The sequence below is a fragment of the Yersinia antarctica genome, assembly GCF_056636475.1.
Window position 1 is genome coordinate 2,110,871 of record NZ_JBSJQF010000001.1, and the last position, 20,749, is coordinate 2,131,619.

Below are 20,749 nucleotides of genomic sequence, written 5' to 3' on the forward strand. Positions count from 1 at the left end.
ACTGCATTAAACGGGCATTAGAGCCATTTAATGATAATTAAGTGCCATATTGTAGGCTAAGTAGCTTTAAGACTAACAAATAACAGGGAATTGTCGCAGAAAATTTACAAGGTTTTAACTGGAAAGGGTAAAAAAAATAGCTATGAAAACGGACACTACAGGGTAATGTCCATTGATTTTACAGATATTAATTAATCTTACTCGTCAATATTGTCCATAACTTCATGGCGCTTATGGTGATAATCTTCTTCATTCAGCCCTTCGCGCCAGTAGGGTACAGCATAAAGTTGCTGCCGCTCACACCCTTTTTCTCGGCGCAGATAACGGCGCAATTGCACCACCATGCTATCTTCTCCAGCCAGCCAGAATGTTGACTCTTCCATCAGCAGATTCAGCGCACAGAATTGGGTTATCACATCACCTGTTTTTTCCGTACCCCCAATGACCCAACTCAGTTCCAACCCGGCAGGTTTAATCAGATTCAATACATCTTGCGGGCTATCTACACGGATGATGGCATGGCCTTCGGCATTTGCAGGCAGGGTTTCCAGTAAGGCGGCAATAGCGGGCAGTGAGGCGGGGTCACCCACTAGATAGCTGTATGCCGCTGCTGGCAACATAGTTTCCGGTCCACCAGGATTGGTAATCCCTAACCAATCACCGACTTTGGCATTGCGGGCAAAATCGACCGCCGGACCACGGTGATCATGAATAGCAAACTCAATATCCAGCTCACTCAGTTCTGGGCGAGAAGCACGAACAGAATAGGTTCGAACAATCGGACGGACCTCGGCGGCAGGCCAGATTGGACCTTTTTCACCAAGTACTGGCAGTTCCGGCTGAGTTTGGCTCGCCAAAGGTAGGAAGATTTTCAAATGAGCGCCCGCGCAATCAGACGGGTAATTCTGCAATGTCGGGCTATGGAAGGTGATTCGACGTAAATGCGGTGAGGTATCCACTATCTTTTTCACCTGAACCAGACGCGGTGGAACTGGGCGATGCGTGGGTTTTGCTGCGGTTGATCCTGTGGTCACAGTTTATCCTTCTTATCCTATGATGTTTTATTCTTGGTCATCAGCCAGCAGAGGTTGTGGCTTATAAAGGGATAAACTATAACATCAACCAATGTTAATGATAATTATTTGCATAAAAAGAGAGCGATAGGCTGCAACGGCGCATTTGCCCCACAGATATGTAGGGCAAGATGAATTGATTGCTTAATTGATGGGTTTTACAATTGCCGTTCGACGGAAATGCAATCTTAAACGCAACATAGTGACCAGTGCGATAACCATCACGACCATTGCAGCCAGCGGAAGTTGCTGTAATTGCAGACCAAAAGCCAGCAAGGTGCCACCGAACCAGGCGCCCAATGCATTACCTAAATTGAACGCGCTTTGGTTAAAGGTTGATGCCAGATTAGGGGCGTCACGGGCCTGATCCACTACTAATAGTTGTAACATTGGGCACAAGGCAAAAGCCACAATACTCCAGATAAACAATGTCAGTAGTGCCGGTAAATAGAAACCAATGGTGTAATGCAGCGCCAGCAGGATAGCTATCAGTATGGCGATTAGTCGGGTCATGGATCCCACCAGGTTTTTGTCGCCTAAACGACCTCCCATCACGCTGCCGATGGACAACCCAACCCCAAGAATCAATAACACCACAGTAACGCCATGTTCAGAAACTCGCGTCACCTCACGCAATAATGGTGCAATATAAGTGAAAACAGTAAACAGGCTGGCATTGGTTAATACTGATAGCAGTAAGGCGGTTTGCACTTTTTTCTGCATCAGGGTTTTGAATTCCAGCTTAGGACTGATTCTCTTCATCGGAATATTATTCGGTAACCAGGCGATTACCGCGATGATAGCTACAATACCAATAGCACTGACACCCCAGAAAGCGGCTCGCCAACCAAAAGCTTGTCCAACTGCTGTACCTAATGGCACACCAAGTACATTTGCCAGTGTGACACCCATAAAGACTAATGCTATTGCCCGCGCCCGGCGGTTAGGTTGGACCAAATCAGTGGCGACCACCGATGCCAAACCAAAGAAAGTGCCATGGCAGAGCGCTGCAATAATACGGGCAGCCATCAATAAGTTATAGGTTTGTGCCAATGCACACAGGACATTGCCAATAATAAACAGGACAATTAAACCCAAAAGTGTGGATTTACGCGGGATTCGCGCCGTTGCAATAGCCAATAAAGGTGCGCCGATTACCACACCCATGGCATAAACAGAAACCAACATCCCGGTTTTAGGGATACTGACCCCCAAGTCATGGGCAACTTCCGGCAATAACCCCATAATTACAAACTCGCTGGTACCAATGCCAAAGGTAGCAATGGTGAGTGCGATAATAGCCAATGGCATGAGTAACTCCTGAACAGCCTTACATACATAAAAGGCTGAATAACATCAATGTCAACTCACTCCCTGGCATGAATATGAAGGAGATAAAGTCTTGGCAGATGAATTTTATTAAGCGATTTTAGCACCGAGCCAAAAGGGCGTCTAACGGCAAAGTACGATCCTCTGGGTAACTGACGCATCAGTAGGGGAGTCGGCGCTCTACCGGCAATACCAATAGCTCTGGGTATATTAAAAAGTAATTAAATATAGCTGATTTTAATTTCTTCCCCAAAATTAGAAGCCCCTCTATTTCCCCTATCTTTTTGATAATTTGGGTTATTTCAATTTTTACCACCATAGTATAGTGATTTACGTATGCCATAAGCTTTACTTAGCACAAAAAAACATAAGCAACGGTTTTTTTGTATTTGTTGGTGGCCATTTTCCCCCGTAAATCTATCTACCAAATAGAGTGAAATCAAAAGGGGCTAAATGTGAATTTCCAGCAGCTTAAAATTATTCGGGAATCAGCCCGTTGCAACTATAACCTGACCGAAGTGGCTAATACTTTATTTACCTCACAATCGGGTGTTAGCCGGCATATTCGCGAACTAGAAGAAGAATTGGGTATTGAGATCTTCGTTCGACGAGGAAAACGGTTGCTCGGGATGACTGAACCGGGCAAGGAGTTGCTGACAGTAGCCGAACGCATGCTGAATGATGCTAATCAAATCCGCCGTCTGGCTGATGTATTCAGCAATAATGATAGTGGACAGTTGCATATTGCTACCACACACACTCAAGCTCGCTACAGTTTGCCTCGGGTGATTAAAGAATTCCGCCTGTTATACCCGCAAGTTAAGTTAGTTATTAGCCAGGGGAACCCGCAAGAGATTGCAGCCATGCTGCATTCCGGTGAAGCGGATATTGGTATTGCTACTGAACTATTAATGAGTGACGAGTCTGTCGCCACGTTTCCTTATTATCGCTGGCACCACGCTATTGTCGTGCCGGATAATCACCCGCTAACACAAGACCCTAATATCACCCTTGAAACGCTGAGTACGTTGCCATTGATTACCTATCGTCAGGGGATTACTGGCCGCTCACGTTTGGACAATGCCTTCAAAAATGCTGGACTGACACCCGATATTGCACTCAGTGCACAAGATTCTGATGTAATTAAGACCTATGTTGAACTCGGCATGGGGGTCGGCATTCTGGCGGATATGTCCTACGAGGCACATCGTGATAAAGGGTTAGTACGACTAAATGCCGAACACTTGTTTGATGCTAATACTGTTTGGCTAGGGCTAAAACGAGGTCAGTTACAACGTAACTTCATTTGGTTCTTTATACAGCTCTGTAATCCAACACTTTCTTTGCATGATATTAAAGAGAAAGTGTTGGCAGAGGCAGCAGATGAGGTGGTGATTGATTACCAGATCTAGCCACGAAGCGGTAGAGATAGGCCATCTGGACAGAAAGCATCAGTCAAGAGAGTCATTATCTGGAGCAAATCGCACCTGAACTTCTGTTCCGCCATCGTCCCGTTGGCGGATGTTACAGTCACCATTCAGGCTATTTGCCCGATCCTGCATAATGATCAAACCGTAATGATTAGGCCGCTCGCTGGCCTGTCCAATCCCACAGCCGTTATCGCGGATGGACATGATGACATCACCTTGCTCAACAGTAACCCTGACTGTGGCGATACTGGCGTGAGCATGCTTATAAATGTTGTTCAGTGCTTCACGGGCAATGTTAACCATATGAATGGCTTGATGGTCGGGGACACAGTCTGACGGCAAGTTAAACTCGAGGGTAATGGGTAAACTGGCTCGCTCGCTGAATTCATTTACCAAAGTCTGAAGTGCCGCTTGTAATGTTGCCTCATTTAGCTTCAGGCGGAAGGTCGTCAGTAATTCACGTAGCTGGCGGTAGGCGATGTTAAGTTCATCGCGCATTTGCTGTACTAAAAGTTTACTGGGTTCCGGCATGTCGGGCGCTTGCATCTGCAAACAACTGATTTGAATTTTGAGGCAGGAAAGCGACTGGGCGATGGAGTCATGCAGTTCCCGGGCAATGGCTGAACGCTCTTCCATCAATAATAATTGCTGCTGATGCCGGGCTTGGCTTTCCAGTGCCAATGTACTGCTCAGTTGCTCCACCAGCATATTGATCAGTTGCTGCTGATCTGAATTGAGTGATTTATCAGTGGGTAGTTTTGCCAGTAGCAACCCATATTGACCAAGCTTATCACTCAGACTCCAACTCAAAGATTCCCGCAAAACAGCACTACTCACTCCGCCAGATGAGCTGCTAATAGTGAGTTGTGCCGGGCTGTTTTGGGGCGGCAGATATTCGCCATCGGCGTTATCAGCGAGATGATCGCGATAAAGATGATTTTCATATAAACAGATCTGCACATTTTCCAATGGTGTCAGTGTTTGTAGCTGCTCGATAATTGGAACTAAGCGCTCGCTTAATGGTTGGTGGGTATGTAATTGACGGCTACTATGATATAGAAAGGCTAATACTTGATTTTTTTGTTGTAAATCAGCGGTTTTTTGAGTAACTCGTTGCTCCAAGTCACTGTATATCAAAGAAAGTTCCTGCGACATTCGATTCAATGCGGTACCCAGCATTCCCATTTCATCTCGTTGATAAGACAGCGTATAGCGTTTGCTGAAATCACCGCGACCAATCGCATTCGCCATGGAGATTAATTGCAGCCATGGACGCAGTATGCGGCGGCGCAAATAATAGATAGTGGCCAATAGTAAACTCATTGTCAGAACAATGAACACCAGTTGAATCATGGTAACCAATAACAAGCGTTGTTCAGTTTTATGGTCAATGGCTAATACCAGAGCATCTAGCTGGTGGACAAAGTCTGCCACGTTGACGGCAACGTCATCGGGATGTTTAGCTTGTAGCAACTGTGGTTTTAGCGTGGTTTGCCAGTAACGCTCTATTTGTTGATATTGGCTGGTTAACCCTTCTCGCTGTAACGCATGTTGTAAGTCGCTACTGGTTTTATCCTGCTCGAGTGCAACCAGGTAGGGCAAATCACCATTATTTAACGGTACCATTGAAAGCAGCCGGTAGCTTTGCATGCGTAGCGAGCCTGCTTTGTTGATGGCATGCGCGTTACCCTGAATACTTTGCGCCATCCATGACGAGATAGTCATACCGGCAAGGCCCAGTAAACCCAGTAGCATCATCAGTAAAGCTATCTGATTAACCAAGGGGATGAGGTAACGTTTCATAACATAATATTCCTTTGACCAATAAACGTGGCAACCTTACCGTATGTTCATCGTGTCATGTAAGCGTTAATGGGACTTCATGCCGGCCGCAGTCATCATCATACGAAACAACATAGAAACTGCGAATAAAGTCAGTACGCTACCGCACCAAATAAGTAACATCCAGCCGATCTTCTTCCACCAAGGCGATTTTAGCTGTTCAGTTGGCTGAAGGGCTGTTTGTGATTTTATCGTTTTATTTTCAGACATATAAGTCTCATGCATACAAATTCTAATATTCACTATAAGAACATATCAGGGCCAGCGAACTAGCCCATGATTGTCATTATCCACTTGGTACTTAGTGGTAACCTTGATCGTGATGGATTTTCCCTCGGAATACGTAGTAGCTCCAGAAGGTGTAAACCAAAATAATAGGAATAATAAAGAGTGCGCCGACCAGCATAAAACCCAGACTTTGCGGCGGAGCTGCCGCTTGCCACAAAGTAATGGATGGCGGAATAAGATAAGGCCAAATGCTAATACCCAAACCGCTATAGCCAAGGAACACCAGCAATAACGTCAATAGGAAGGGGGCATAATGCCCACCCCGTTTAACTGAGCGCAGTAATACCCAACTAGCCAGGACTACCAATAATGGCACCGGTAAGAACAAAAAAAGATTGGGTAGCGTAAACCAGCGTGCCGCAATTTGTGGATGTGCAAGCGGTGTCCACAGGCTAATGATGGCAATAACGAGCAGCATTACACATGTCAGTGGTGTGGCTAGCTTATGCATGACCTGTTGCACATGTCCTTCGGTTTTCATAATGAGCCAGGTACAGCCGAGTAGTGCATAGGCTATAACCAGACCGAAGCCACAAAACAGAGCAAAAGGTGTCAACCAGTCAAATGGGCCGCCACTATAACTCCGCCCCGTTACCGGGAAGCCGTGAATAAAAGCACCGACCACTATGCCCTGAGTAAAGGTGGCAATCAATGACCCACCGATAAAGGCTTTATCCCAGATATGCTGTTTTTCAGCGCTGGCTTTAAAGCGAAATTCGAAGGCTACGCCACGGAAGATCAAACCCAATAACATTAGGGTAAGAGGAATTGCCAGTGCATCCAGAATAACTGCATATGCCAACGGGAAAGCACCTAATAAGGCTGCCCCTCCAAGAACCAGCCAGGTTTCGTTACCATCCCACACGGGGGCGACGCTGTTCATCATCAAGTCCCGATCACGGCTGTGTTTTACCAGTGGAAACAGGATCCCGATACCCAAATCAAAACCATCCATCACTACATACATCATGGTACTGAAAACGATAATGACAAACCAAATCAGTGGAAGATCGATACCCATAATTAGCTCCTGCTTTGGTGGTTGTCAGAACTAAATGACTCACTTACTGCCGACAGTGGCCGTGATGGCGTATTCGGCTGACCGGGTCCGCCGGGTTGTTGCTGGGTACCTTCATGCGCTTTTGGCCCTTTACGGATAAGCCGCATCATGTAAGCGTAACCAACCCCAAATACCGAACCATAAACCACAATAAAGACCAGCAGGCTGATACTCATATGCATTTCGCCATGAGATGAAACCGCATCACTGGTGCGTTGCAAACCATAGACTATCCACGGTTGGCGGCCGACTTCGGTGGTGAACCAACCGGCCAGAATAGCAATTAAGCCCGAGGGTCCCATCCACAGCACAAAATAGAGGAAAGGGCGCGATTGGTATAAGCTGCCACGCCAGCGTAGCCATAAACTCCAGATACCGGCCAAGATCATCAACATGCCTAATCCGACCATAATACGGAAGGACCAGAAGACAATGGTTGAGTTCGGACGATCTTCCACTGGGAAAGATTTCAATGCTGGGATCTGTTTTTCTAAGCTGTGAGTGAGGATCAAGCTGCCTAAATAAGGAATTTCCAGCGCAAAATGGGTTTTCTCCTGCTTCATGTCTGGCCAACCAAACAGAATGAGTGGCGTGGGTTCTCCGGGCTTGTTTTCCCAGTGCCCTTCAATCGCCGCAATCTTAGCCGGTTGATATTCCAGTGTATTCAAGCCATGGGCATCGCCAATAACCGCCTGTAGTGGGGCAACGATCAACGCCATCCACATTGCCATTGACAGCATTTTCCGCATCGCGGGTGTATCCCGTTTACGCAGTAAATGCCAGGCGGCAGAGGCGCCGACAAAGAATGCCGATGCAAGGAAAGCAGCCGTGGACATATGCAGTAACCGATAGGGGAAGGATGGATTGAATATCACTTTCAACCAATCGACAGGCACCACTTGCCCATTAATAACTTCAAAGCCTTGGGGGGTTTGCATCCAGCTATTGGAGGCGAGTATCCAGAAGGTAGACATCAACGTGCCTAATGCCACCATGCAGGTTGCAAAGAAATGCAAACCCGGCCCAACGCGGTTCCAACCAAAAAGCATCACCCCAAGGAAACCGGCTTCAAGGAAGAACGCGGTCAGTACTTCATATGTCAGCAACGGGCCGGTGATACTGCCGGCAAATTCTGAAAAAAAGCTCCAGTTAGTGCCGAATTGATAGGCCATGACCAAACCAGATACCACACCCATACCAAAGTTAACGGCAAATATTTTTGACCAGAAATGATAGAGGTCGCGGTAATCCTCATTTTTGGTTTTTAACCATAAACCTTCTAACACCGCAAGAAAACTGGCCAACCCAATAGTGATGGCTGGAAAGATGATATGGAATGAGATGGTAAAAGCGAATTGGATTCTGGCCAACTCTAGAGCGGTTAAGCCAAACATAGTGACCTCGCTGCAAACATGGTGCTGCCTCATTAATCTATAAAATGAATCACGCCGGTATTAGTTATCCCGATAACAGGTAGTGACAACAGGCGATTATTTGGCGGAGTAAACTTGGCAGTTAGTTAACCATAAGTTAAAGTGGCTATAATAGTGACAATTAATTCAATCTTACCTATAACAGTTGGCTTATGACTCGATATGAACAGTTAGCTCAGCAAATCCGGGCACAAATACAATCCAAGGTCTGGCAGGCGGGTGACAAGCTGCCTTCGTTGCGGGAAAGTTGTAAACAATCAGGATTAAGTCTGATGACCGTAGTGCAGTCCTATCAGCTATTAGAAAGCCAAGGTTGGATCGTGGCCCGGCCGCAGTCGGGATATTATGTTGCTTCACGGCCGACACAATTACCCCAGCCACAGCGAGGGAAAAAACTGCATCTGGATGAACAGGTAGACATTAATGCCTTTATTTTTGATGTACTACAGGCAGGGAAAGACCCAGCAATAATGCCATTTGGCTCGGCATTTCCCGATCCGAGTTTATTGTTACAACTCCGATTATCACGGGCGCTGGCCAGCGTCGCACGTAAGATATCACCACAAAGCTCAGTGACTAACTTACCACCGGGTAACGAAAGTTTGCGGCGCAATATAGCTCAGCGTTATGCCGCCAGTGGAATGAATGTCTCCCCTGAAGAAATTGTTATCACTGCGGGTGCGATGGAATCACTAAGTCTGAGCTTGCAAGCGGTTACGCAGCCCGGAGATTGGGTAGTGATTGAGTCACCCGCATTTTATGGTGCATTACAGGCGATCGAGCGTTTGCGGCTAAAAGCGATTGCCATTACAACCCACCCACAACAGGGTATGGACCTCGATGCGCTCGAACAGGTGATTAACCAATACCCGATCAAAGCTTGTTGGCTGATGACACATTTTCAAAATCCATTGGGTTGCACGATGTCCTGGCCGCAGAAAGAACGGCTCGTAGCCCTGCTACAGCAGAATAATATCTCGTTGATTGAAGATGATGTTTATGGTGAGTTGTACTTTGGTGCGGAGCGGCCGTTGCCAGCCAAAGCACTCGATCAGCATCGGCAAATTCTGCATTGCTCATCGTTTTCTAAATGCCTGGCGCCGGGATTCCGTGTCGGTTGGGTCGCAGCAGGGGAACATGCGCAGCGAATTCAGCACTTACAACTGATGAGTACGGTTTCGGCCAGTGTGCCGACTCAGTTAGCGATTGCAGATTATCTCAGTCAGGGGGGATATGACATTCATCTGCGCCGCCTGCGCCGCTTAATGGAACAGCGGCTCAATACGCTGCATCAGGCGGTTATTGAGCATTTTCCTAAAAATGTCAAAATCAGCCATCCTGCCGGGGGATATTTCCTTTGGCTGGAGTTGGAACCGCCGTTTAATGCCAGTGAGTTATATCGGCGGGCGTTGGCGCAGGGGGTTAGCATCGCGCCGGGGAGAATGTTTACCACGGGCAGTCAGTTTGATCACTGTTTTCGCCTGAATGCTTCGTTTGCCTGGTCGGAACAGAGCGAACAAGCCATCCGCATACTGGCGCAACTGATTAATCAACTCACCAGCGTCATAGATAATAGCCGCTCGCGTCGATAACCATCTAATTTCCGCTATGAGTATATTTACCTGGCTCCAGAAAATGGAGCTATAACAGCATTATCTTCTGCCGCTATTTCTGCAATATCCCTCATTCCATTATGCATAAACGGAGTAAATCCTTTCGTATCACCGGCCTTGTTAGCAGGAGAAATGCACTTAATTGATGCATTCACTGCCCATTTATAGGGCGTTGGAAAGCTTAATTGTTATTTTTGTGTTGCTGTAATGTGATCTGACAGAGCAAAAATCAAAATTGATGTCAAATGCATATAATTTCTACTCAAACCCACGAAAATGGCTTTTCTCTTCGCTAAAGTTCAGTATGAATGCGAGTGTTTTGCATAACTATGCAATTTAAATTATTGTTTTAATGGAATTTGTACATTTTATTCACATTGTGACTGGTGTGGCATGAAAGCTGCTGTACACTTTATATCAGGTGAATATATTTCATTCTTTATTGTTAACAGAATAAGAGATTTTTGTTGGGGTATGGTGACCTCAAACGATGAGTCTCTCAACCCCATATTTACGCTGATCAAAGAGGCCACTATGGAACACCCAATCCCCGTTACCCGACAGTCTTTTGATGAATGGATCGTGCCAACCTATGCACCAGCAGATTTTATTATCGTGCGAGGGGAAGGCGCGACACTGTGGGATCAGCAGGGCAAATCTTATATCGATTTTGCTGGTGGTATCGCCGTAAATGCCTTGGGACATGGGCATCCGGCAGTAAAAGCAGCACTGATTGAGCAGGCAGAAAAAGTATGGCACTTGGGTAACGGCTATACCAATGAACCGGTACTGCGCCTGGCAAAACAATTGATTGATGCCACTTTCGCCGAGAAAGTTTTCTTTTGTAACTCTGGGGCTGAAGCCAATGAAGCGGCACTGAAACTGGCCCGTAAATATGCGTTGAATAATTTCGGTAATAAGCCAGGGCTTGCCGGCGAAAAGAACCAGATTGTGGCATTCAGGAATGCATTTCATGGCCGGACGCTGTTTACCGTTTCTGCGGGCGGGCAGCCGAAATATTCGCAAGACTTTGCTCCGCTACCGGGGGGGATCAGCCACGGTATTTTCAATGATATCGCCTCAGCGGAGGAACTGATTAATGACCGAACCTGTGCTGTCATTGTGGAACCGATTCAGGGGGAAGGTGGTGTGCTACCCGCTGATAGCGAGTTCTTACATGGCTTGCGAGCTTTGTGTGATCGTCATAACGCATTACTTATTTTTGATGAAGTACAAACCGGGGTTGGCCGTACCGGAGAACTTTATGCCTACATGCATTACGGTGTAACGCCTGATGTGCTGACCAGTGCCAAAGCACTTGGGGGCGGCTTCCCGATTGCGGCAATGTTAACGACGACCAAATATGCCAGCGCACTTAATGTCGGCAGTCATGGTACTACCTACGGCGGTAATCCACTGGCTTGTGCCGTGGCGGGTACTGTTTTGTCTCTTATCAACACACCAGAACTCCTCGCAGGCGTAAAAGAGAGGCATCAGTGGTTCTTGGCTGGATTGGCTGAAATAAACGCCCGCCACAAAGTCTTTTCTGAAATCCGTGGGCGCGGGTTGCTGATTGGCTGTGTGCTTCACAAGGATTATGACGAGAAGGCCAAAGAGATTGTTCAGGCTGCCGCACAGTACGGGCTTATTGCTTTGATTGCGGGTCCGAATGTGGTGCGTTTTGCTCCGTCCCTGATTATTTCTCAACAGGATATTAAAGAGGGCTTAGCCCGGCTTGCCATGGGTATTGAACAGGTTTGTCGACAGGTTAAGTCATAACATTGATGCAGTAAGCAAGGGACCTTGACTATGATGATAGTTCGCCCGGTAGAACGCCGTGATCTGGCCGATATCCTTGAATTGGCAGGTAAAACTGGCGTTGGCATGACTTCACTGCCACAAAATGAAGAACACCTCGCCGCTCGAATTGAGCGCGCGTTAAATACCTGGCAAGGTTCTTTGGCTGCGGGTGAACAGGGCTATTTGTTTGTTCTGGAAGACAGTGAGCGAGAAAAAGTGGTGGGCGTTAGTGCTATTGAGGTGGCTGTTGGTTTGCATGACCCTTGGTATAACTTCCGTGTCGGCACGTTGGTTCATGCATCCAAAACACTCAATGTGTACAAATCGGTACCGACCCTGTTTTTAAGCAATGATCACACTGGGTATAGCGAACTCTGTACCTTGTTTCTCGATCCTGAATACCGTAAAGATAAAAATGGCCCCTTCTTATCAAAAGTACGTTTTCTCTTCATTGCCGCATTCCGCCAGTATTTCTCCCGCAAAGTGATTGCGGAAATGCGTGGCTATACCGATGAACAGGGGCGTTCGCCATTTTGGGAAAATGTGGGGCGGCATTTCTTTGCCATTGAATTTGCTAAAGCTGATTATCTCAGTGGTACTGGGCAGAAAGCGTTTATTGCTGAATTAATGCCAAAACACCCGTTATATGTGGATTTTCTGGCAGAAGAGGCGCGGGCCGTCATTGGGCAGGTCCATCCACATACGGCTCCCGCACGTGCAGTGCTGGAAACCGAAGGCCTGCAATATCAGGGATATGTGGATATCTTTGATGGCGGTCCAACACTGGAGGCCAACACAGATGACGTGCGGGCGGTGCGCGACAGCAGTAAGCGAATCGTGGTTATTGATGACATCGATATTGACCCGAGTGGCACTGCCTATTTAGTGGCTAATGACAGCTATCAATATTTTCGCTCAATATTGATTACTACTCATCTTTCAGACGAGCTACTGCATTTAACGACTAAAAATGCGGCAGCGCTGGGTGTCGTAGCCGGTGATACGGTTCGGATAGTCAGCCTTTTTGCCCCGGAGATTAAAAAATGACTCACCCAGCACTGTTTATTCAAGGGGAATGGCGCACCGGTAACGGCGCGCATTTCGACAAACTTGACCCCATAGATAGGCAATTATTGTGGCAGGCGCGCGCCGCAGACAGCCATGATGTCGCAATGGCTTGTCGTGCGGCACGGCAGGCTTTCCCTGCTTGGGCGCGTACATCGCTGGAACAGCGGGTCGTGGTGATACAGCGTTTTGCTGCATTACTTGAGCAGTATAAACAGCAACTGGCCTGCACTATCAGTTTGGAAACCAGTAAGCCACTCTGGGAAACACTGACAGAGGTGCAAGCAATGATTGGCAAAGTGGCTATCTCGTTGCAAGCCTATCAAAGCCGAACCGGGAGTAGCCAAACACCGATGGCTGATGGTATGTCCGTGTTACGACACCGTCCTCATGGTGTATTAGCAGTATTTGGCCCTTACAACTTCCCAGGGCATCTCCCTAATGGGCATATCGTTCCTGCATTGCTGGCCGGTAACACGGTGGTATTTAAACCCAGTGAGCTAACACCAAAGACGGCAGAAGAAACCGTCAAATTGTGGCAGCAGGCAGGTATGCCTGACGGGGTATTAAACTTAGTACAAGGTGGGCGTGAAACAGGCGAAGCCCTTGCTGCGCAACATGATATTGATGGTTTGTTGTTTACCGGCAGCGCCCATACCGGTTATCACTTGCATCGCCAACTGGCCGGCCAACCGGAAAAAATCCTGGCACTGGAAATGGGTGGCAATAATGCATTGATTGTTGAGCAGATAGCAGACTGTGATGCGGCAGTAAATCTTGCTATTCAGTCGGCTTTTATCTCAGCCGGTCAACGCTGCACTTGTTCGCGCCGTCTACTGGTTAAATCTGGCGCTGAAGGCGATGCATTTTTACAGCGTTTTGTCGCTATTGCCAAAGCCCTGCGTATCGGGCGCTGGGATATGCAGCCAGCACCCTTTATGGGAGCGGTGATTTCATCACAAGCAGCAGAAAAAATGCTGGCAGCGCAACAACATTTGCTGGATTTAGGTGGCAAGCCATTATTAGCCATGACCCGCCCAGATAGCCAAAGTGCAGTGCTGACGCCGGGGATCATTGATATTACTGGTATCAATGTCCCTGACGAAGAGTATTTCGGCCCACTGGTCAGCGTTATTCGCTATGGCGATTTTACGCAAGCATTACACATTGCTAATCAAACCAGGTTCGGTTTGGCGATAGGTCTGGTTTCTGAGGACCGGCAACAATTTGAACAACTGTTATTGGAAGCCCGAGCCGGTATTGTTAACTGGAACAAACCGTTGACCGGCGCATCAAGTGCTGCACCCTTTAGCGGGGTTGGGGCATCAGGTAATCATCGACCAAGTGCCTTCTATGCTGCCGACTATTGTGCCTGGCCAATGGCATCACTCGAAAGCGAAAGTTTGACGCTACCAGCAACATTGTCACCGGGTATCTCTTTCGATTTGCCCGATAGCCATTGAGCCATGAATGGAGAATACGATGGCAGGATATGAGGTTAATTTTGATGGATTGGTTGGGCTGACACATCACTATGCTGGATTGTCATTTGGTAATGAAGCCTCTACTGCGCATCAAAACAGTATTTCCAACCCTCGCCTGGCTGCGCGGCAGGGGTTGCTGAAAATGAAAGCATTAGCCGATTTAGGTTATAAACAAGGTATTTTGCCACCACAGGAGCGACCAGCCATAGGCGTTTTGCGTCAGTTGGGCTTTAGTGGTTCAGATGAACAAGTATTGAGTGAAGTGGCACGTAAATCTCCACGTCTATTATCTGCGGTAAGTTCCGCATCATCAATGTGGACGGCGAATTCGGCGACGGTCTCACCTTCTGCGGATAGCGCGGATGGGCGAGTGCATTTTACTGTGGCCAATTTAAATAACAAATTTCACCGTGCAATTGAGGCCGAAACCACGTCGGCTTTACTCAAAGGCGTTTTTAATAACCATCGTCACTTTGTTCATCACGATGCACTACCTGCTGTGGAATTGTTTGGTGATGAAGGTGCGGCTAATCATAATCGTCTGGGGGGAGAATATGGCTTGCCAGCGGTTCAGGTCTTTGTTTATGGCCGCAACGCACTGGAAAACGGAGTAAATCCTAGCCGATACCCTGCTCGCCAAACGCGAGAGGCCAGCGAAGCAGTGGCTCGACTGCATCAACTGGCACCAGACCGAACTGTTTTTGTGCAACAGAACCCCGCAGTGATCGACCAAGGGGTTTTTCACAATGATGTCATCGCTGTCAGCAATCAGAATGTGTTATTCCATCATCAGCATGCATTCATTCCTGGCATTCAAGCTATGGATGAGATTCGCCGTAAAATGGGTAGCATTGAACAACAGTTGATCAGTATAGAGGTCCCTGACGCGCAGGTGTCGGTTGCTGATGCAGTATCAAGCTATCTGTTTAACAGCCAGTTATTGAGTAAACCGGATGGTAAAATGTTGTTGGTTATTCCGCAGGAGGCACAAGAAAACCCGTTCGTGTGGCGATATCTGTCGGAATTAATCAATAGCGGTGGTCCGATTGACAGTGTCAAAGTATTCGATTTACGCGAGAGCATGCGTAATGGGGGGGGGCCTGCTTGCTTACGCTTGCGTGTTGCCTTGACCGATACAGAGTTACAAGCTGTTAATAGTCGAGTAATGATGACACCGGCGCTGTTTGTGACGCTGAATAATTGGGTCGACCAACATTATCGTGATCATTTGCAATTTAAAGACTTGGCTGATCCGCAGTTATTACAAGAAGGGCGGCAGGCATTGGATGAATTGACACGGATACTTAATATTGGCTCGGTATATCCGTTCCAGCAGAATTAGAAGGAACGATGATGCTAGATTTCCTGGCGATAACACTCTCGGGCCATCCGCCAGAACAGACCCGTGGCGCGACGCTGAGTATCGAGTGGCAATGGCTCGATGACGGGATACTGATGTTGACACCTTCTGGCAATTACACCCAGTCAGTGGTGTTATCTGCCGGTATCCACGGAAATGAAACGGCCCCGATTGAGATTTTGAATCAATTGGTGTCAGATTTGTTAGTGGGTGAATTAACGCTGGCCGTCCGTTTGTTAGTCATATTTGGCAATCCAGCGGCGATAAGCGCCGGCAAACGTTTCCTCTCAGCAGATATCAACCGTATGTTTGGCGGGCGGCACCGGCGTTATCCTCCCAGTAATGAAACCCGACGGGTTGAAATTATTGAGCAAGCTGTGTCGGCGTTTTTCCGAGCAGAGAGTCAACTGACGCGCCAGCATTACGATTTACACACGGCAATTCGTGAATCTCATCATACTCGATTTGGATTGTTGCCTTATCAAACAACACCCTATAGCGCAGTAATGCTACGGTGGTTACAAGATATTCAACTGGATGCATTAGTGATGCATACCTCGGCAGGGGGGACCTTTGCTCATTTTAGTAGTGAGCACTGCCAGGCCGCAAGTTGTACGCTTGAGTTGGGAAAAGCGCTACCATTTGGCGAAAATCAGCTAGCTGAATTTACGCATATAGTCGGGGGATTACGTTCATTAGTTAGTGGGGAACCATTGCCTGTACAACCCTCAGGAGGAATGGTGTTTTATCGCGTGGTGAAATCACTGCTAAAACAACATCCTGATTTTAAACTGTGGGTTGACAATGATACGGTTAATTTTACTCGTTTTAAGCAAGGTACACTGCTGGCGGAGCAATCCGGTGAGTATTACCGTGTTAAACATGAAGATGAGTGGATCTTGTTTCCAAACCCTCAGGTAGCCCTTGGATTACGTGCAGGGATTATGTTGGTACGAATGGATAAGAGTGAGATACCAACGGTATAAATAAGGCCGTGTTACCAATACCGCCATAGATAGTTACTTGAGGTAATATCACCACCAGAACTACAACTTAAGCCAAATTTTAAGTGGTATATTGTTTCTAACCTATAGGAAATGAGCTTTTAGCTATGGAAGTTCATTTTTTATGCATTAAATTAAAGTTTTTCTTATTGCGATTTTTATAAAAAATACACTTCTAATGAAAATACCGATAATTAATAACCAAACAAATTCATACTTTCTATAACCCTATTAACGTCCCTAATGTTTAATTTTTATGTTATTGCACCAAAGGTGACATGACATTACTCTCTATTTGTACTTTAAATAGTCATCTAATTACTTTAGATATATAAAAAATCGCATTGGAACTGTGATATTCGATCCATTTCACAAATATGATATCCGAATAGAAAAAAAAGAAACAAACTGAAATGTTTTCGCACCATTTTGGTGCTTATGCACTATTTTGGTTATATATAATTACCTAAAAATAAATATAATCAATCAGTTACGGAAGGTTCCATTAAACATATTTTGTTACAATTGATTACCTGTTTATACCTATGTTTCTACAAGTTTACCGTTTTAACTTTTTGTGCTTAATGCTAATGTCTCTTCGCTTTACAAGACAGGTAACTATAAAAAATTAAAAACTAACTTTTATGAGGCTGAAAATTTAATTCAGCCCGATGGGTTTGTTTTATTAAAATTTAAAGGAAAATTAATGATGAAGCGCAGTTTACTGGCCTTGGCGGCCACCTTGAGTATCGTTCCTACTCTTTCAAATGCAGCAGAGATTTATAATAAAGACGGCAATAAGCTGGATCTTTATGGCCGCGTAGCCGCTAAATATCTTTTCTCAAACCATAATAACGCTGACGATACCTATGTGCGTTTCGGTTTTAAGGGTGAGACACAGATTAATAGCCAATTGACCGGTTTCGGCCAGTGGGAATATAACGTAGCCGCTAAAAATGCAGAATCACAGGGCGACAAAGGCAATAAAACCCGCTTGGGTTTTGCTGGTCTAAAATTTGCTGAGTTTGGCTCTTTCGATTACGGCCGTAACTATGGTGTAGTTTATGATGCGCTGGCCTATACCGATATGCTGCCAGAGTTCGGTGGCGACTCAATCGCTTATACCGACAACTACATGACAGGTCGTTCTACTGGTTTGGCAACTTACCGTAACTCTGACTTCTTCGGCCTGGTTAAAGGTTTGAATGTTGCAGCTCAGTATCAAGGTCGTAATGACGATGGAGATACCACTAAGAATGAGCGCGCAATCCAGAAGGCTAATGGCGACGGTTTTGGTTTGTCTGTTGATTACCAAGACATCGAAGGCAGCGGTATCGGCTTTGCGGGTGCATACTCTTCTTCCAATCGGACCTTAGGCCAAAAAACATTGGCTGACAGTGCAACAGGGGATAAAGCTCAGGCTTGGGCTACTGCACTGAAATATGATGCAAACCAAGTTTACATCGCAGCAATGTACGGCGAAACGCTGAACATGACGCCATATAAAGCACTGATTGCGAATAAAACCCAGAACGTTGAATTGGTCGCTCAATACCAGTTCGAAAATGGCATTCGCCCGTCCATCGCTTATGTCCAGTCTAAAGGTAAAGAACTGGCAGTTGTTGGCGATGCAGATTTGCTGAAATATGCTGAAATCGGTGTGACTTACTATATTAACAAAAACATGTTTGCCTATGTTGACTACCAGATTAACTTACTGGATGAAGACAACAATCCACTGGGCCTGGGCACTGATGATACTGTTGCAGTTAACTTGACTTACCGTTTCTAAGTTAACTTAGCAGTAATTATTACCCTTTTCTGTGTCGGAAATAGGTGAATTAAAAAGGCGGGATTAACCCCGCCTTTTTTGCATTTATTACCGACTGAAAACTCAGTGAGTGGAATGTTACGTTTCAGCGTTGATAGTGCTGTTCACCCCATGACAACATGATATGAATTAACTGTTCGAGTAACTGCTGCAAATGCGTGGCTCGCTCAGGTCGGTAGTGATAAGGCTCAGTTTCAGACATATAGTTTAACTGGGATAATTCCAGTTGCACGGCGTGTTGCTGATTCTGGGGCAGACCATATGCCCGAGTTATATGACCACCTTTAAAGCGCCCATTCAATATATGGCTGAAGGTGGATTGATGTTGACAACATTCAATTAATTGCTTGCTTAATGATGGGTCACAACTGACACCACTATTGGTACCAAAATTCAAATCGGGTAATTGTCCTTCAAATAATCTCGGAATAACTGATGCAATTGAATGTGCATCTAACAGCAATGCATAGCCAAACTGTGCTTTAAGCCGGTCCAATTCGGATTGAAGTTGCTGATGATAAGGACGCCAGATATGTAACAGGTAAGATTGACGCTCCTGCGGCGACGGTGTTTTGTCTGAGATAAAACAAGGTCGCCCATCGAACAACGTTTCGGGGAATAAGCCAGTTGTTGCTGTGGTATACAGTGGTTGATCGTCCTCTGGGCGATTAAGGTCAACGACTAAGCGAGAGTAATTACCTATTAGTAAGCTGGCCCCCATATTTCGGGCAAAATCATAGAGACGAGGAATATGCCAATCAGTATCTGATAAAGGGCGTGCGGCAGCTGTTAGGCCAGCCTCCACCACGGGGGTTAGTCGGGTGCCAGCATGAGGAATGCTGATTAATAAAGGCAGTTTACCGGAGTGAAAACTTAACGGGTCAGTTAGATTCATGGGCGAACCTCTCCTTGGAAAACGACAGTCGCAGATAATTGGCCACCTAGCCAGTAAGCTAATTCGGCCGGGCGGGATAGTGGCCAATGGACCCAATTTGCCAGTTTGCCAATTTCCAATGTGCCTTGAGTCTCTTGCAGACCAAGTGCCTGAGCGGCATAGCATGTGACACCCGCCAACGCTTCTTCCGGTGTCATACGGAATAAGGTGCAAGCCATATTGAGCATCAGACGCAAAGAGAGTGCAGGGGAGGTTCCTGGGTTGGCATCGCTGGCCAAGGCCATTGGCACACCATACTGGCGAAACAGTTCAATGGGGGGGCATTGTGTTTCACGTAGCAAGTAATAAGCACCTGGTAGCAATACCGCCACAGTACCCGCATGGCACATGGCTTGAACATCTGACTTCGTGGCATATTCAAGATGATCGGCCGACAATGCATTAAATTTTGCTGCAAGAGTACTGCCACCAAGTGCCGACAGTTGCTCGGCATGCAGTTTGACCGGCAAACCGACTTTCTGGGCGGCCAAGAATATGCGCTCGACCTGTGCCGGTGAAAATGCCAGGTGTTCACAAAATGCGTCAACGGCATCGGCCAACCCCTCTTCAGCTACCCGAGGAATGACGGTATTACAAACGAAATCAATGTAGTCGTCTGCTCTGCCGGCAAACTCAGGTGGTAAAGCATGTGCTGCCAAACAGGTTGTTTTAACTGTAATGGGGAGTAATTCACCCAAACGGCGGGCAACCCGCAGCATTTTTATTTCACTTTCAAGACTAAGGCCATAACCGGATTTTATCTCTATGCAAGTCACGCCCTCGGCAAGAAGAGGTTTCAGCCGAAATAAAGCTTGTTCGAGCAATTGTTCTTCACTGGTATTCCGTGTTGCCCTAACCGTCGAGATAATCCCACCACCATTAGCGGCAATCTCTGCATAGCTGACCCCATTAAGGCGTTGCTCAAATTCAGCACTGCGATCACCGCCAAAGACGAGATGTGTATGGCAATCAATTAAACCAGGGGTAATCAGGCCACCTTGAAAGACGATCTCACGTGAGGCATGGAGTGCTGGTAACTCTTTATGTGGCCCAATCCAGACTATTTTACCGCCTGTGACCGCTATTGCTCCTTGCGGTATCAGATGATATTCCCCTCCACACATGGTCACGATATCGGCACCGTACCACAAACTGTCACAGTGAATTACTGACACCATCTCACTCCTTCAAGCTATACCCTTT

Annotated in this window: 16 protein-coding genes; 8 read left to right on the forward strand and 8 right to left on the reverse strand. The window is 46.6% G+C overall.

Annotated elements, in window-relative coordinates:
- Positions 1 to 197 precede the first annotated feature (197 nt).
- On the reverse strand, positions 198 to 1,034 hold the full coding sequence (locus ACWJJO_RS09755; RefSeq protein ID WP_442820942.1) for a siderophore-interacting protein: 837 nt from the start codon (positions 1,032 to 1,034) through the stop codon (positions 198 to 200).
- A gap of 183 nt (positions 1,035 to 1,217) precedes the next feature.
- Positions 1,218 to 2,384, reverse strand: a complete 1,167-nt coding sequence (locus tag ACWJJO_RS09760; protein WP_083159058.1) for an MFS transporter — start codon at positions 2,382 to 2,384, stop codon at positions 1,218 to 1,220.
- Between the two features lie 473 nt (positions 2,385 to 2,857).
- Between ACWJJO_RS09760 and cbl the strand changes: the two genes are divergently transcribed.
- A complete protein-coding gene (gene cbl, locus ACWJJO_RS09765; RefSeq protein WP_083159056.1) occupies positions 2,858 to 3,814 on the forward strand; it encodes an HTH-type transcriptional regulator Cbl in 957 nt (318 codons plus the stop codon).
- Between the two features lie 39 nt (positions 3,815 to 3,853).
- On the opposite strand, the gene narX is transcribed toward cbl, so the two are convergent.
- The 4 genes from narX to ACWJJO_RS09785 all read right to left on the reverse strand — a co-directional run bounded on the left by narX (position 3,854) and on the right by ACWJJO_RS09785 (position 8,416).
- Positions 3,854 to 5,635, reverse strand: coding sequence for a nitrate/nitrite two-component system sensor histidine kinase NarX (narX, locus tag ACWJJO_RS09770; protein WP_481090966.1), 1,782 nt, complete (start codon positions 5,633 to 5,635; stop codon positions 3,854 to 3,856).
- A 66-nt stretch (positions 5,636 to 5,701) separates the two neighbouring features.
- A complete protein-coding gene (locus ACWJJO_RS09775) occupies positions 5,702 to 5,884 on the reverse strand; it encodes a DUF2474 domain-containing protein (protein WP_227746537.1) in 183 nt (60 codons plus the stop codon).
- A gap of 91 nt (positions 5,885 to 5,975) precedes the next feature.
- Positions 5,976 to 6,983 (reverse strand): cytochrome d ubiquinol oxidase subunit II, encoded by a 1,008-nt coding sequence (gene cydB, locus ACWJJO_RS09780; RefSeq protein ID WP_442820940.1) that lies wholly within the window; start codon positions 6,981 to 6,983, stop codon positions 5,976 to 5,978.
- Between the two features lie 2 nt (positions 6,984 to 6,985).
- Positions 6,986 to 8,416: a cytochrome ubiquinol oxidase subunit I gene (locus ACWJJO_RS09785; protein ID WP_083159052.1), complete on the reverse strand. Its 1,431-nt coding sequence runs from the start codon at positions 8,414 to 8,416 to the stop codon at positions 6,986 to 6,988.
- Between the two features lie 191 nt (positions 8,417 to 8,607).
- On the opposite strand from ACWJJO_RS09785, the gene ACWJJO_RS09790 reads away from it, so the two are divergent.
- The 7 genes from ACWJJO_RS09790 (at position 8,608) to ACWJJO_RS09820 (ending at position 18,573) form a co-directional block, all read left to right on the forward strand.
- Positions 8,608 to 10,047, forward strand: coding sequence for an aminotransferase-like domain-containing protein (locus ACWJJO_RS09790; RefSeq protein WP_481090967.1), 1,440 nt, complete (start codon positions 8,608 to 8,610; stop codon positions 10,045 to 10,047).
- 555 nt (positions 10,048 to 10,602) lie between these two features.
- Entirely contained in the window at positions 10,603 to 11,847 is a 1,245-nt protein-coding gene (locus tag ACWJJO_RS09795; RefSeq protein WP_102970427.1) for an aspartate aminotransferase family protein, read from the forward strand.
- A 30-nt stretch (positions 11,848 to 11,877) separates the two neighbouring features.
- The gene (gene astA, locus ACWJJO_RS09800; RefSeq protein WP_481090968.1) at positions 11,878 to 12,915 is read left to right on the forward strand and encodes an arginine N-succinyltransferase; all 1,038 of its coding nucleotides are present in this window, start codon (positions 11,878 to 11,880) and stop codon (positions 12,913 to 12,915) included.
- Entirely contained in the window at positions 12,912 to 14,396 is a 1,485-nt protein-coding gene (gene astD / locus ACWJJO_RS09805; protein WP_481090969.1) for a succinylglutamate-semialdehyde dehydrogenase, read from the forward strand. Before astA ends, astD begins: the two co-directional genes overlap by 4 nt.
- 19 nt (positions 14,397 to 14,415) lie before the next feature.
- Entirely contained in the window at positions 14,416 to 15,759 is a 1,344-nt protein-coding gene (astB, locus tag ACWJJO_RS09810; protein ID WP_372569108.1) for an N-succinylarginine dihydrolase, read from the forward strand.
- Between the two features lie 11 nt (positions 15,760 to 15,770).
- Positions 15,771 to 16,763, forward strand: coding sequence for a succinylglutamate desuccinylase (gene astE, locus ACWJJO_RS09815; RefSeq protein WP_481091576.1), 993 nt, complete (start codon positions 15,771 to 15,773; stop codon positions 16,761 to 16,763).
- A 724-nt stretch (positions 16,764 to 17,487) separates the two neighbouring features.
- The gene (locus ACWJJO_RS09820) at positions 17,488 to 18,573 is read left to right on the forward strand and encodes a porin (protein ID WP_481090970.1); all 1,086 of its coding nucleotides are present in this window, start codon (positions 17,488 to 17,490) and stop codon (positions 18,571 to 18,573) included.
- A 124-nt stretch (positions 18,574 to 18,697) separates the two neighbouring features.
- Here ACWJJO_RS09820 and hutG read toward each other — a convergent pair whose 3' ends face one another.
- Entirely contained in the window at positions 18,698 to 19,507 is an 810-nt protein-coding gene (hutG, locus tag ACWJJO_RS09825; protein WP_083159047.1) for an N-formylglutamate deformylase, read from the reverse strand.
- Positions 19,504 to 20,724, reverse strand: a complete 1,221-nt coding sequence (gene hutI / locus ACWJJO_RS09830; RefSeq protein ID WP_372569110.1) for an imidazolonepropionase — start codon at positions 20,722 to 20,724, stop codon at positions 19,504 to 19,506. The genes hutG and hutI overlap by 4 nt, the downstream gene beginning before the upstream one ends.
- Positions 20,725 to 20,749 lie beyond the last annotated feature (25 nt).

What these genes read in the sequence shown, in the direction of transcription:
- ACWJJO_RS09760 (WP_083159058.1), bottom strand. Translation starts at nt 2,384, where the DNA reads ATGCCATTGGCTATTATCGCACTCACCATTGCTACCTTTGGCATTGGT.
- narX (WP_481090966.1), bottom strand. Translation starts at nt 5,635, where the DNA reads ATGAAACGTTACCTCATCCCCTTGGTTAATCAGATAGCTTTACTGATG.
- ACWJJO_RS09775 (WP_227746537.1), bottom strand. Translation starts at nt 5,884, where the DNA reads ATGTCTGAAAATAAAACGATAAAATCACAAACAGCCCTTCAGCCAACT.
- cydB (WP_442820940.1), bottom strand. Translation starts at nt 6,983, where the DNA reads ATGGGTATCGATCTTCCACTGATTTGGTTTGTCATTATCGTTTTCAGT.
- ACWJJO_RS09785 (WP_083159052.1), bottom strand. Translation starts at nt 8,416, where the DNA reads ATGTTTGGCTTAACCGCTCTAGAGTTGGCCAGAATCCAATTCGCTTTT.
- ACWJJO_RS09790 (WP_481090967.1), top strand. Translation starts at nt 8,608, where the DNA reads ATGACTCGATATGAACAGTTAGCTCAGCAAATCCGGGCACAAATACAA.
- ACWJJO_RS09795 (WP_102970427.1), top strand. Translation starts at nt 10,603, where the DNA reads ATGGAACACCCAATCCCCGTTACCCGACAGTCTTTTGATGAATGGATC.
- astA (WP_481090968.1), top strand. Translation starts at nt 11,878, where the DNA reads ATGATGATAGTTCGCCCGGTAGAACGCCGTGATCTGGCCGATATCCTT.
- astD (WP_481090969.1), top strand. Translation starts at nt 12,912, where the DNA reads ATGACTCACCCAGCACTGTTTATTCAAGGGGAATGGCGCACCGGTAAC.
- astB (WP_372569108.1), top strand. Translation starts at nt 14,416, where the DNA reads ATGGCAGGATATGAGGTTAATTTTGATGGATTGGTTGGGCTGACACAT.
- astE (WP_481091576.1), top strand. Translation starts at nt 15,771, where the DNA reads ATGCTAGATTTCCTGGCGATAACACTCTCGGGCCATCCGCCAGAACAG.
- ACWJJO_RS09820 (WP_481090970.1), top strand. Translation starts at nt 17,488, where the DNA reads ATGATGAAGCGCAGTTTACTGGCCTTGGCGGCCACCTTGAGTATCGTT.
- hutG (WP_083159047.1), bottom strand. Translation starts at nt 19,507, where the DNA reads ATGAATCTAACTGACCCGTTAAGTTTTCACTCCGGTAAACTGCCTTTA.
- hutI (WP_372569110.1), bottom strand. Translation starts at nt 20,724, where the DNA reads ATGGTGTCAGTAATTCACTGTGACAGTTTGTGGTACGGTGCCGATATC.